This is a genomic window from Candidatus Poriferisocius sp., assembly GCF_965204015.1.
Lineage (GTDB): Bacteria > Actinomycetota > Acidimicrobiia > Acidimicrobiales > Bin134 > Poriferisocius.
On the sequence record NZ_OZ241965.1, the window covers coordinates 2,296,747 to 2,308,730 of the forward strand.

An 11,984-nucleotide genomic window follows, 5' to 3' on the forward strand; every position below is an offset into this window, starting at 1 on the left:
AAGTGAGATCCAAGTTTCATTATCTGATCATCTCGGCGACGACCGGGCTCGAAGAGCGAGCCCGCCGGGTTTGGCACAACGATCGGGGCGACGTGACCTCGACGGTCATCATCATTGCGGTTCTGGTGGCCGCAGCGGTGGCCGCGGGCGTGGTCATCACGAATTTCATTTCTGGGCAGACCAGCAAGATCAGCTGACCAGTGGTGGAGGGACCAATCCGAAAATGGACCGCGAGCGCGGTGAAGTCACCACCACCGTTCTGCTGGTTCCCATTGCCATGACTTTGATCCTTGTCGTTGTCCAGGCGGCCTTGGTCTTTCACGCTCAGGCCATTGTCGATGCCGCGGCTCAAGACGGCGCCCTCGCCGGTCAGGGCGAATCAGGCGCGGAGGCGGTGGCCCGAACAGCGGTTCAGTCGGTCATTGGAACCAACGCGGGGAATCTGCTGTCGGACATTGATGTCTCTGCTCACACGGACTCATCGCGGTTTTCGGTGACCGTTCGAGCCACCGTGAAATCACTGATCCCCGGATATGCCCCGGCGGTTTCTTCTACTGCGGTCGGACCTCGTGAGACCTTCATCGCCGTGAATAGAAGATGAGGGGAAGGACTCGATGGCCTCGGCCGTTCTATGGCGCATCCGATCGGGGGAGCAGCGTGATCGGACTCGTGGTGCTGACTCCGGTTATGGCCTTGCTCTTGTTCTTTGTGATTGCTGCCGGTCGAATGGGCGTGATCGAGAGCAAGTTGACAACGGCGGCCCGCAGCGCCGCCCGAGCCGCCTCCCAATACCGGTCGGTCGCTGCCGCCCAGGCGGCGGCAGTCACGATCACAGAAACCTCTTTGGGGCAGTTGGAAGTGAACTGCCACGGCGGACCCCGGGTTCGTGTCCTGGAGATGGATCTTCAACCAGGAGGACGTGTGCGAATCCAGGTTTCGTGCACGATGCGATTGTCGGATCTGACCATGCTCAGCGTTCCCGGAAGCCGAATGGTGACAGCCGACTCTGCATCAGTGGTCGATCGCCACCGCAGCGGGCACCACTAGTCGTGCGCTGGCGCCCTCCGAGCAGATTCTCCGGCTCCGTACCGGCATCGACGCATCGTCAGCGGGGCCAGATCACGGTGGTGTTTGTCGTGTTGGCCGTAGTGCTGGTCATGCTCGGAGGGCTGGCCTTCGACGGCGCCCAGATCTTGAACGCCAGGCGAGAGGCTTCCACGTTGGCTCTCGAAGCAGCCAGAGCTGGGGCCCAAGCGATCTCTACAGAGTTGATCTACCGAGATCAAGCAAGCGTGCCCATCGACCCATCACGGGCTCGAATCGCAGCCTCCGAATATCTCGGCCAGCACAATGATTGGTCGATATCGGTTCGGGGCGACACGGTTTCAACAACCGTGTGGCTGACCCAGCCTCTTCGAATCCTCTCACTGCTCGGCATCGATTCACGCCGAGTGGCCGGCACTGCCACGGCACGGGCGGTGTGGGGCATTAGCACAGGACACGGCCTATGAACCCGAACGACGAGAACCGGACTGAACTCATCCGCGGCCTGACTTCAGCTGCGTTGCTAGCCGGTTTGCTCATAGCTGTTCCGATCCTCCTCATTCTTGGCGTGGGGTGGCCACTGCCCCAGGAAATTCCATCGGTTTCAAAAATGACAACCGCCATAAAGACCGGAGCAATTCCCCCGTCCCTTGTCTCGAAGTCAGTTGCCCTCGTGCTGTGGATTCTCTGGCTGCAATTGCTAGCCGGGGTGGTGATTGAGCTGTGGGCCCATTTTCATGGACGAGTCGCCCCCCGAGTCATGGTCATCCCTCAATTTGTGCAGAGCTTGTCTGCTCGAATGATTGGTACCGCTTTGCTCATTGCATTTTCGATCCAACAGCCCGGAGTCGCAATAGCTGACAACCAAGACCTCCTTACTCCAACAACAATCGAGTTGGATCTCGACCGCGAGTTCACTCCAACCCAGCCTCTCATACACAAAGTGCAGCAGAGTGAAAGCCTGCGGACGTTAGCTGAGCGGTATTTGGGCGACCCGAACAGATGGACCGAAGTGTTTGTGCTCAATCAAGGTCAATCGCAGGCAGGAGGAGGATCACTGACTGACCCGATTGGACTTCAGCCGGGATGGGAACTCATCATGCCTGCTGACGCCCGCCTTCCAACGTCAGTTGAATTGAATCGCGATGCAATCACGGAAACCAACTACCAAGTTGACCTCCCTTCTTTTGAGCCCGACAGCACCAAGATCACCGTGCAGCCCGGAGACACGCTGTGGGAGCTAGCAGCCCATCACCTCGATGACCCAGAAAGGTGGGTCGACATATTCGATTCCAATCGAGATACTGTCCAAGACCCCAACGTGATTATGCCTGGTTGGGAGCTTCGACTACCGGCACACGACTCTGTAAGAAACTCTGTGATCGACACGCCGCTGTTTATCGAGTCACCCATCGAACCATCGGTTGAATTAGAGGACCATGCTGTCCCGGTCCTGGCCTTCACCACAGCAAGACCGACCGTAACGGCCAGCGTCAATTCGCCCAGCGAAGATCAGCAAGGAACTCCCACCACACAGACGATGTTTACGGTTGGCGGTCTCGGGCTGTTCGCCAGCAGTCTGGGCTGGATGTTGGCCCGGCTTCGACGGATCCAGCGTCGTCGTTTGCCAACCGATCGTTTGCCTGCGTATCCCACAAAAGAGGCCGTTCGTTTGGAGCACCAATTGCAGGCCGCATCAGATCCCGACAATGCCCTTTTCTTGGACGCGTCATTGCGGGTCATGTCCTCTCGATTCACGGGCGGCGATCCGCCCCACATCGTGGGAGTAACCCTGGACTCCGACGCGGTGTCGGTGCTGCTGGATGCCCCTGCTGACGCTCCCTACGGCTTCAATGCCAGCCAAGACAACACAACCTGGACCCTGTCGACGAGCGAGGTGCTGGAGCACCTTCTGATAGAGGCAGAAAGCGTGCCCGCACCGCTTCCCACGCTGGTCGCCATTGGCAAGAAGTCCGGCACCGAATTTCTGTTGAATCTTGAACACATGACCTCTCTGAGCCTCAACGGCAATCCAGAAGCCATCAAAAGCTTGTGCTCGGCCTTGGCCATTCAGTTGGCTAGCAGTCATTTTGCCGACGACCTCACTGTGGTGTGTGTAGGTTTTGGCCAAGACTTAGACGTCTTTGAGCGCGTCGTGTACGTACCTGATGTGACCACTGCGATCGACAGGGTCGCTCACCAACAGCGCCAGAACCGAGCTCTGCTTGGCAGCAGCTCTTCTTCTGCCGACACCAGAATTGGGAACGGCGGTGACCACTGGCATCCTGCCGTAACACTGGTTCCCGGCCGGCTGACCGAAGAAGAGGCCCACCGTCTTCTGGAGGTGTGCGATTCGTCAGTCTGCATTGTGGGCCACGAACTGAGCGGTGCGAGGTGGTCGGGGCGCTTCGATGAACTCGGCTTGCTCCTGGAACCGATCGATCTTCGGCTAGAGCCTCACGGCTTGTCTGGGGCTGCCGTTGCCGCCGTCGCCGAGTTGGCGACCATTGCCGAGGACACTTGTGGAATGCAGGGGGACATGCCGTCGCTGCCGCAACCTGCTGATCTTGAAATCTCCACTCCCGTCCTCGAGCCGTTGTCCACCGAAGTGGAAGTCCGGGTGATCGGCACGGTGGATGTGCACGGAGCAGCGCAGCCATTCACCTCGCGGCGAGCGTTGGACTTGGTGGCCTACCTGGCGTTCCACCCCGAAGGGGCCGACCGCGACCAGCTGCGGGCCCACCTTTGGCCACCGGACGATCCACCCTCTGAGTCGACTCTGGCCAACACCGTGAGCCGAGCTCGCAAAGCGCTGGGAGTTGACGATGACGGCAAGCCGTATTTGCCCAGAGTCACCCCGAAGGGGATCTACCGCCTGCGACCAGAGGTGGGCACCGACGTTGCCCGATTCGAGGCACTCGTTTCGGCCGCCCGCAGAGATGACGGTGAACAGGGACGACAGCACCTTGAATCGGCCTTGGAGTTGGTGCGGGGCACCCCATTCACCGGAGGCACCGGCGATATGTATCGATGGGCCGATTTCGGGTTGCGTACCCAAATCGACTGCATGGTGGACACCGCGGCCCACGAGTTGGCCAAGAGGTGTTTGGAAGCTGGCGACCACGCTGGCACCCGAAGAGCAGTGATGACCAGTCTCCGGCTGGTGGGAGTGTGCGAGGAGTGCTATCGCTGGCGGCTGATGGCGGCAGCAGAGAATCCCACCGAGGTACGCCAAATCATGGCCGAGTTGCTGGGGTTGCTCAAGCGTGAGAACGGCCAACCCGAGGGCGATGATCTGATCAGTCCCGACTTGCTGGAACTCTATGAGCAGCTGATGTCGTCTCGTCCCTTGTTCAGCTAGCCGGCGGGGTGGCCGACTTGGCGTTGCGGTTGCGGCGGCGAATCCACCAGATCAGCGCCGCGATGGCCGCGATGATGGGCAGGAAGGGCAGCAGCACGCCGACCACGATCAGGATCACGCTGAACACGGCCACCACGCCGGTGGCGCCGTCGGACACCGAGTCGCCGAAGCCGGGCAGGGCGTCGTCGGTATCGACCGCCACCCACACCACCGACTCGCCCCACACCTCATCCAGTGCGGTGCCGTCGAAGTCGACTGGGGTGGCCATGACTTCGAGTTCGATGGGCAGGCCCCGGGTGGCCACCCGGCCGGCCAGTCGGCCCTCTTCAATGGGCAGGGTGAGCACGGCGGCCATGAGCTCGTTGGGCTCGATGCGGTTGAAGTTGCCCTGGACCGGCCGGAAGTGGTCCAGGTTGAGGCGCAGGTTGCGGGTGGTCACCTCCACATCGGTGAGGGCTGAGGTGCCGGTGTTCTCCACCTCCAAGCAGAGGTAGACGTCGGTTTCGGGCTCCACAGTGATGTTCTGCACCCCAAGGCACGGGTCTTGGGCATCCTCCGACACCCAGGCGGTGACCCGGATCCCGGTGTCGGGCAACACGGTGGGCGACTGGGTGATGGTGAGGGTGATGGTGGCCAGATCAACCTGGTCGCGCAGGGTGCGGATCTGGCCCCGGAGCCGCTCCAGGGTGGTCTCCCGGTCGAGCAGCTCTCGCTCGAGCTGGGCCACGTCTTCGAGCTCGGTGGCCTCTTCGAGGAACTTCCGCAAGCGGGTCACGCTGGCCTCGGCGGTGATGATGCGGCTCTCCAGGTCAACGATCACTTCGGTCACGTCGTCGGAGGTGATGACCTGGTCGATCAGCTTGCCCACTCCAGCCAGGCGCTCGAGCACGGTGGAGAAGTCGGCGGGCAGCACCTTGAAGGTGATCTCGGTACGGGGTCGGGGCTCGGTGCGGGTGGATTGGGAGAACACGATGCCCCCCAGGCCCTGCACCACGGCCACCGCTTCTCGGCTGGCCGCTGCCACATCTTCGGACTGCACCTCGATGGTGGCCCGATAGATGATGTCGCGGCCCAGATCGGCCGGCGTGAGGGCAGTGGGAACGGCGAGGCCGCTCTCGGCACTAGCTGGTTCAGCGGCCGGTTGGGGCTCGGGGGCCTCTTCCATATCGTCTGCCGGAGCATCGAAATCGCCACTGTCTGCCATGGCCGCCGCTGGCTCGGGGTGGCCCGCATCTTCACTGGCTAAGGCCATGTCGTCGTCATCGCCAGAACCACAGGCGCCGAGCAGAACGAAAAACGCGCTGAGCAGCGCCAAGAGCATGAAACTCAGGCGGCGGTGCCGGGTCTTGGTTCGGGTGCGGTTCACGTCGTGCATGGGTGTCCCCCTTCGAGCGTTGACCCTTATGACGACGGCCCGGTCGAAAAAGTTCCCGGCGCAGTCGGGGCGAGTTCAACCAGCCGCGGGTAACGGATGGGTACTCTCAGGGCATCAGAGGAGCGGCCGACGACACGGAGCTGGTGAAAAAGGCCCAAAAGGGCGACCAGGCCGCGTTCGATGCCCTGCTGCGGCGGCACTACAACCAGATCTACGCCATCTGCCGGCGGCTGGCCGGCAACGAGGCCGATGCCCTCGACGCCACCCAGGAGGCGCTCATCACCCTGGTGCGGCGCATCGACCGCTTCGACGGGCGGTCGAAGTTCACCACCTGGATGCACCGGGTGGTGACCAACGCCTGTCTGGACGAATTGCGTCGGCGAGGTCGCCGGCCGGAGCCGTCCCCGGTAGAAGAACAGCCTCTGGCGGCCGTTGATCGGCCGGTGGCCGACTCGGTGAGCGATCGAATGGACATCGACGCGGCCCTGGCCCAGGTGCCCGAAACATTCCGAGTGCCGGTGGTGCTGTGCGACCAGCTGGGGTTGAGCTACGAGGAGATCGCCCAACAGTTGGACATCGCCCCTGGCACGGTCCGATCCCGCATATCTCGGGGCCGCCGGCGCCTGGCCGAGCTGTTGAGCGGGAACCCAGGCGACCCCGGCCAACGTCACACTGGGGAACAACCATGAGCGACGAGCGCGGCGAGATGACCCCACAGGGCATGGACGAGCTGGCCTCCGCCTATCTGGACGGGGAAGCCACGGCGCAAGAGGCCGCCCTAGTGGAGAGCGATCCCCGCTTGCAGGCCGTGGTGGAAGAGCTTCGAGCCATCCGGGAAATAGTGGCTACCCCGGTAGAGCCGCCCTCCGACGAGGTGCGGGATCAGATGATCGCCCAAGCCCTCGACCACCGCGCCCCGGTGGTGTCGCTGGAGAAGGCTCGCCGTCGGCTGCGGGCCGTTCCCCCCCAAGCAAGGGTGATCCTGGCCGCGGCCGCGGTGGTAGCGGCCATTGCCGTGGCGGGGGTAACCCTGTTCGACCAGGCCAGCCGCGATGGCGGCGAAATGTTGGCCAACGACTCGGGGCCAGCCCCCGCAATGGCCGACGAGGCACCAATGGACTCGACCGAATCAGCACCCGCTCCAGAACCCGCAGCAGAGGCTCCGGCGATGGCCGAAGAATCCTCTATGGATGTGGCCGCTCCAGCCTCAGACGACGATATGGCGGACGCGCCGGCAGAAGTGTCGGAGGATGCCGAAGAGGCAATGATGGCTGACGAGCCAGCAGAACTCACCAGCCTCGAATCGCCCGATGACGAATCTGCTGCCGCCGACATGCCCAGCGATGACTCAGGGCAGGCCGAGTCCGCCATGGACGACGAGGCCCCAGAAACGCAACCCACTTCAGGCGATGCCGTTTTGGTGTTCGACACTGCGGCCGATCTCGCCACCTTCGCAAGGGAGATTGCTCAGGAGTTGAGTGATCTTCGCAGCGCCGGGCCAACCGAGGAAGCTGCTGCCTTCGATCTCATGGGTTGCCCGCTGTTCCCCGACGAGGACCTCGAGCTGCTCACTCGATTTGATGCCGTCGTGGACGAAGTCGAAGCCCAAGTTTCGATCTACGCCACTGAAAGCGACTTGCAACTCACAGAAACAACCCCGCCCCCCGAATGCGAGCTGCTCAATTCCCACACCTTCCTCGACTGGCTCGAATAGCTCTCGCCGCCTCTCCCCCAACATCTGAAATGACAGAGCTCGGCGGTAGTCTGAACTCCTATGGCTGACGCCACCGACCCGAAGGAAGACGCAACCACCGCTTCGATGCTGGGATTGTCCGAGGACTGGCCTGAGCAGGCCGCCGATGCCGTGGTCAACACCGTGGACAAGGTCCGCGATGTGACGACCGGGCCGGTGGTCAACCTCAGCCGGCTCTTGGCCTACATCGTTTTCGGGGTGTTCCCCCTGCTTATCGTGCTGGTGCTGGGGATCATCGCCGCGGTACGCGGGCTGGAGGTAGCCACCGGCCGGGCCTGGGCGGCCCACGGCATTCTCGGCCTGCTCTTCGTTTCGCTGGGCGCCTTCGCCTGGTCGAGGCGGCCCTCATGACCGACGCTCCCACCATTGACCAAGGCATCCGCGAGGTCATCATCATCGGCTCGGGGCCGGCCGGGCTGACCGCCGCGGTCTACACCGCCCGGGCCAACCTCGCTCCCCTGGTCATCGAGGGCGAGCCGTCGTCCACCAGCGACCAGCCCGGCGGCCAGCTGATGCTCACCACCGACGTGGAGAACTATCCCGGCTTCCCCGACGGGGTGATGGGCCCCGAGTTGATGATCAAGTTCCGAGAGCAGGCCCAGCGGTTTGGCGCGGAGATGCTCACCGAGAAGGTCAGCCGGGTCGACTTGTCCGGCCCGCCCCACGGGGTGTGGGTGGGCGACCCGAATGCCCCCGAGCCCACCTACCGGGCGTGGGCGGTGATCGTGTCCACCGGTGCCCAGTCGATCATGCTGGGCTTGGAGGCCGAAGAGCGGCTGATCGGCCATGGCCTGTCCACCTGTGCCACCTGCGACGGATTCTTCTTCCGGGATCAGCACATCGCCGTAGTGGGCGGTGGTGACTCGGCCATGGAGGAGGCCACGTTTTTGACTCGTTTTGCCTCAAAGGTCACGGTCATCCACCGAAGAGACGAGCTGAGGGCCTCCAAGATCATGCAGGACCGGGCGTTTGCCAATGACCGCATAGAATTCTTGTGGAACAATGTGATAACCGACATCCGAGGTGAGGACAAGCTGGCCGGCGTCGAGGTCCAGGATGTGGTCACCGGCGAACATTCCGTATTGGACGTGACAGGGCTGTTCATCGCTATCGGCCATCGGCCCAACACCGACCTGTTCGAGGGCCAGCTGAAGCGCAAGGAGAACGGATACCTCGTCACCCAGCCCGATTCCAGCCACACCGATGTTGAGGGCGTCTTCGCCTGCGGCGACGTGCAAGATGACATCTACCGACAGGCAGTGACCGCCGCGGGGTCGGGTTGCATGGCCGCTATCGATGCCGAACGGTGGTTGGAGTCTGCCGGACACGGCTAAACCGGAAGACCGCTGATAGGCTGACCGCTCCCCGACCGCCGCAACCGAAGGGATGCCCAACGATGGCTGAGAGCATCACCACGCTTACCAATGAGACCTTTGACGAGGTGATCGGCAGCGCCGAACTGCCCGTCGTCGTCGATTTTTGGGCTGAATGGTGCGGCCCCTGCAAGATGATCGCCCCGATCCTTGATGAGATCGCCGTTGAGAAGGCCGGCGTGCTCAGCGTGGCCAAACTTAATGTGGACGATGCCCAAGACGTGGCCCTGCGCTATCAGGTCATGAGCATCCCCACGCTGATCGTGTTCAAAGACGGCGAGCCGGCCAAGCGGATCGTGGGGGCCAAGGGCAAACAGCAGCTCCTCCAGGAAATCGGCGAAGTAGCATTCTGATTCAACCCGCCAGCGGTCTATTGCCTGCGAAGGGTTGACAAGCACAGTCGCAAGGAGCGCCCGATTGGCCGATGACCATTTGCCCACGCTGAAGCGGGGCGACGAAAACGACGATGTCGTCGGCCTGCAACAGAAGCTGGCCGCCGCGGGATTCGCCTTGGCGCTGGCGGCCAACGGGCACTTTGACGCTTCCACCGCGGCGGCGGTGGCCGATTTCCAGGCCAGCCGAGGCCTCAGCGTCGACGGGATCTGCGGACCTCACACCTGGGCCGCACTGCAAGAGGCCGCATGGTCGCTCGGCGATCGAAATCTGTACTTGAACCAGCCCATGCTGCGGGGAGACGACGTCGCTGAGTTGCAACTCCGACTGGGCGCCCTGGGCTTTGACGCCGGAAAAGTGGACGGCATCTTCGGGCCCGACACAGCCGGAGCAATAGAGGAATTCCAGCTAAACACCGGCCTGGTGGCCGATGCAGTCTGCGGAGCATCCACCACCGCAGCCCTCAAGCGGATGGCGGCCAGAGTCACACCCGCCACCGTGGCCGCGGTCCGAGAGCGGGCAAAGCTCCAACGAACTCCCCGGAGGCTGACCGAGCGGCACGTCATGATCGCCTCAACCACCACCATGGCCGCAGTGGCCGGGGAATTGGCCACCGGGCTGCGACGCTCGGGGGCCGCCGTCACCGAGATTTACGATGTACCGGAGACTGATCGAGTCGATGAGGCCAACCGCCTGGCGGTCGACGCCTACCTGGGTTTGATCCCCTCGGAAGTCGAGGAGTGCCGAGTGGCCTATTTCGCCACCGAGGGATTCGTCTCCCCTGGCGGGCAGCGGTTAGCCAGCATCCTCGGTCAGCGGCTCCCCGCCGCACTGGGCACCGACAACGTCGAGGTGAAAGGCATGCGGTTGCCCGTGCTGCGCCACACCCGCATGACCGCAGTGCAATGCCTCATAGGACCACCCGGTCTCGTGCAAGCCCGCCTCTCCCCCCTCGCCAGAACCATAGAGGGCGCCTTAGCCCGATGGGCCACGCAACCGGCTTAACCCGACTGGAGCATTACCCGGTAGATGCGCTCTAGATCATCCAGATCAGCAAACTGGATCACCAGTTTTCCCTGACCCTTGCCGAGCGTCACATCCACTTTGGTGTCGAGGTGATCGCTCAACAAGCTCTCTAGTTCGAGCACCGCAGCTCCCCGATCAGCGCTGGCGGGCCGTTCCTTGGTTTGCTTGACGTTTTTGGCCGCTGGAGCACCAGCTCGGGCCGCTTCCTCAACCATTCGCACCGTCATCCCGCCAGACGCCGCCTTCTTCGCCAGCTTGACCAACCGCTTCTCGCTAACAACACCCAGTAACGCCCGAGCATGGCCGGCCGACAAAGAGCCGTCCACCACCATGGCCTTCACCTCGTCGGGAAGTTGCAGCAGGCGCACCGCGTTGGCCACCGCCGACCGGCTTCGGCCCAACCGCTTGGCCACAGTGTCCTGAGTGAAGCCAAATTCTTCCATCAGTTGCTGGCAAGCGGCCGCCTCTTCGATCGCATTCAAGTCCTCCCGGTGCAAGTTCTCCAACAGCGCCTGCTCCAGGGCATCGGCGTCTTCTGCGGTCCGGACAACAGCGGGAATCCGCTCGAGCCCTGCCTGACTGGCCGCCCGGCAGCGGCGCTCGCCGGCGATCAGCTCATAGGTCCCGTCGGAGCGGGGTCGAACCAACACCGGTTGGAGCACACCGACCTCGCGGATCGACTCCGTCAGCACATTCAGGGATGCCTGATCGAACTTGTCGCGAGGCTGATACGGGTTAACCGATATGGCTTCAAGGGGGAGCTCCAAATAGGCGGAGGCATGCACCCCTTCGTTTTGTGTTGTCGGATCTGAAATGAGAGCGCTGAGCCCTCTACCCAACCCTGGCGAGCGCGCCACCGACGACCTCCTTGGCTAGTTCGCGGTAAGCCAGCGCGCCCCGGGACCGGGGATGCGTGACGGTTACCGGTGCTCCGTACGACGGGGCCTCTGCCAAGCGAATATTCCGGGGAATCATCTGATGGCACACCTTGTCGCCGAAATAGCTGCGGATCTCCGAAGCCACCTGGGCCGACAGCTTGGTGCGGCCGTCGTACATCACCAACACGATGAGGGAGATCTCCAGATCGCTGTTGAGGCTGCTGCGAACCAAGTCGATGTTCCGCATGAGCTGCCCAAGGCCTTCCAGGGCGTAGTACTCGCATTGAATGGGAACCATCACTTCACGGGCCGCGGCCATGGCGTTGACGGTGAGCAAGCCGAGCGACGGGGGACAGTCCACAAAGATGAAATCAAAGTCGTGCATCACAGTGGCAAGAGCAGAATCGAGCCTCCGTTCCCGGCTGAAGGCCGGCACCAGTTCGATTTCAGCTCCGGCAAGATCCAGCGTGGAAGGTGCCAGCCAGAGGTTTTCCACCTGGGTCGAAACGATGCTCTCTACCATGCGCCCGTTCTGGAGGAGAACGTCGTAGGTGGAAACGCCGCCAGCAAAGGGATCGATTCCCAAGCCGGTGGTGGCATTGGCTTGAGGATCCAAGTCGACAACGAGAACCCGTTGGCCCAAATCCGCCAGGGCGGCAGAAAGGTTCACCGTGGTTGTGGTCTTGCCCACGCCGCCCTTTTGATTGGCAACCGCAATGATGCGACAAGACCGAGACTGCTTTTTTCTGGAGAACGCCACCTAGACAATTCTCCCTCACCC

14 protein-coding genes are annotated in these 11,984 nt (G+C 62.6%); 11 read left to right on the top strand and 3 right to left on the bottom strand.

Annotated elements, in window-relative coordinates; translation table 11 throughout:
- Window positions 1-2: 2 nt before the first annotated feature.
- From ACOGJC_RS10230 to ACOGJC_RS10250, 5 genes are all read left to right on the top strand, one after another.
- On the top strand, window positions 3-197 hold the full coding sequence (locus tag ACOGJC_RS10230) for a hypothetical protein (protein WP_419844900.1): 195 nt from the start codon (window positions 3-5) through the stop codon (window positions 195-197).
- Between the two features lie 26 nt (window positions 198-223).
- Window positions 224-601 (top strand): TadE family protein, encoded by a 378-nt coding sequence (locus ACOGJC_RS10235; RefSeq protein WP_419844901.1) that lies wholly within the window; start codon window positions 224-226, stop codon window positions 599-601.
- 56 nt (window positions 602-657) lie between these two features.
- A complete protein-coding gene (locus tag ACOGJC_RS10240; RefSeq protein ID WP_419844902.1) occupies window positions 658-1,047 on the top strand; it encodes a TadE/TadG family type IV pilus assembly protein in 390 nt (129 codons plus the stop codon).
- A 77-nt stretch (window positions 1,048-1,124) separates the two neighbouring features.
- The gene (locus tag ACOGJC_RS10245; protein WP_419844903.1) at window positions 1,125-1,511 is read left to right on the top strand and encodes a pilus assembly protein TadG-related protein; all 387 of its coding nucleotides are present in this window, start codon (window positions 1,125-1,127) and stop codon (window positions 1,509-1,511) included.
- A 1,274-nt stretch (window positions 1,512-2,785) separates the two neighbouring features.
- A complete protein-coding gene (locus ACOGJC_RS10250; RefSeq protein WP_419844904.1) occupies window positions 2,786-4,405 on the top strand; it encodes an AfsR/SARP family transcriptional regulator in 1,620 nt (539 codons plus the stop codon).
- Here ACOGJC_RS10250 and ACOGJC_RS10255 read toward each other — a convergent pair.
- Window positions 4,398-5,780, bottom strand: coding sequence for a DUF4349 domain-containing protein (locus ACOGJC_RS10255; RefSeq protein ID WP_419844905.1), 1,383 nt, complete (start codon window positions 5,778-5,780; stop codon window positions 4,398-4,400). The genes ACOGJC_RS10250 and ACOGJC_RS10255 overlap by 8 nt on opposite strands.
- Before the next feature lie 143 nt (window positions 5,781-5,923).
- Between ACOGJC_RS10255 and ACOGJC_RS10260 the strand changes: the two genes are divergently transcribed.
- The 6 genes from ACOGJC_RS10260 to ACOGJC_RS10285 all read left to right on the top strand — a co-directional run bounded on the left by ACOGJC_RS10260 (window position 5,924) and on the right by ACOGJC_RS10285 (window position 10,304).
- Window positions 5,924-6,469 carry an RNA polymerase sigma factor gene (locus tag ACOGJC_RS10260; protein ID WP_419844906.1) on the top strand — a complete coding sequence of 182 codons (546 nt, stop codon included), beginning with the start codon at window positions 5,924-5,926 and terminating at the stop codon, window positions 6,467-6,469.
- Window positions 6,466-7,494, top strand: a complete 1,029-nt coding sequence (locus tag ACOGJC_RS10265) for a hypothetical protein (protein ID WP_419844907.1) — start codon at window positions 6,466-6,468, stop codon at window positions 7,492-7,494. Before ACOGJC_RS10260 ends, ACOGJC_RS10265 begins: the two co-directional genes overlap by 4 nt.
- Window positions 7,495-7,554: 60 nt before the next feature.
- Window positions 7,555-7,884, top strand: a complete 330-nt coding sequence (locus tag ACOGJC_RS10270; protein ID WP_419844908.1) for a hypothetical protein — start codon at window positions 7,555-7,557, stop codon at window positions 7,882-7,884.
- Entirely contained in the window at window positions 7,881-8,867 is a 987-nt protein-coding gene (gene trxB / locus ACOGJC_RS10275) for a thioredoxin-disulfide reductase (protein ID WP_419844909.1), read from the top strand. Before ACOGJC_RS10270 ends, trxB begins: the two co-directional genes overlap by 4 nt.
- Window positions 8,868-8,929: 62 nt before the next feature.
- The gene (trxA, locus tag ACOGJC_RS10280) at window positions 8,930-9,259 is read left to right on the top strand and encodes a thioredoxin (RefSeq protein WP_419844910.1); all 330 of its coding nucleotides are present in this window, start codon (window positions 8,930-8,932) and stop codon (window positions 9,257-9,259) included.
- Between the two features lie 64 nt (window positions 9,260-9,323).
- The gene (locus ACOGJC_RS10285) at window positions 9,324-10,304 is read left to right on the top strand and encodes a peptidoglycan-binding protein (RefSeq protein WP_419844911.1); all 981 of its coding nucleotides are present in this window, start codon (window positions 9,324-9,326) and stop codon (window positions 10,302-10,304) included.
- Here ACOGJC_RS10285 and ACOGJC_RS10290 read toward each other — a convergent pair.
- Together ACOGJC_RS10290 and ACOGJC_RS10295 are read right to left on the bottom strand one after the other, a co-directional pair.
- The gene (locus tag ACOGJC_RS10290; RefSeq protein ID WP_419844912.1) at window positions 10,301-11,182 is read right to left on the bottom strand and encodes a ParB/RepB/Spo0J family partition protein; all 882 of its coding nucleotides are present in this window, start codon (window positions 11,180-11,182) and stop codon (window positions 10,301-10,303) included. The genes ACOGJC_RS10285 and ACOGJC_RS10290 overlap by 4 nt on opposite strands.
- Entirely contained in the window at window positions 11,157-11,963 is an 807-nt protein-coding gene (locus ACOGJC_RS10295; protein ID WP_419844913.1) for a ParA family protein, read from the bottom strand. The genes ACOGJC_RS10290 and ACOGJC_RS10295 overlap by 26 nt, the downstream gene beginning before the upstream one ends.
- Between the last annotated feature and the right edge of the window lie 21 nt (window positions 11,964-11,984).

What these genes read in the sequence shown, in the direction of transcription:
- ACOGJC_RS10235 (WP_419844901.1), top strand. Translation starts at nt 224, where the DNA reads ATGGACCGCGAGCGCGGTGAAGTCACCACCACCGTTCTGCTGGTTCCC.
- ACOGJC_RS10250 (WP_419844904.1), top strand. Translation starts at nt 2,786, where the DNA reads ATGTCCTCTCGATTCACGGGCGGCGATCCGCCCCACATCGTGGGAGTA.
- ACOGJC_RS10255 (WP_419844905.1), bottom strand. Translation starts at nt 5,780, where the DNA reads ATGCACGACGTGAACCGCACCCGAACCAAGACCCGGCACCGCCGCCTG.
- ACOGJC_RS10265 (WP_419844907.1), top strand. Translation starts at nt 6,466, where the DNA reads ATGAGCGACGAGCGCGGCGAGATGACCCCACAGGGCATGGACGAGCTG.
- ACOGJC_RS10270 (WP_419844908.1), top strand. Translation starts at nt 7,555, where the DNA reads ATGGCTGACGCCACCGACCCGAAGGAAGACGCAACCACCGCTTCGATG.
- trxB (WP_419844909.1), top strand. Translation starts at nt 7,881, where the DNA reads ATGACCGACGCTCCCACCATTGACCAAGGCATCCGCGAGGTCATCATC.
- trxA (WP_419844910.1), top strand. Translation starts at nt 8,930, where the DNA reads ATGGCTGAGAGCATCACCACGCTTACCAATGAGACCTTTGACGAGGTG.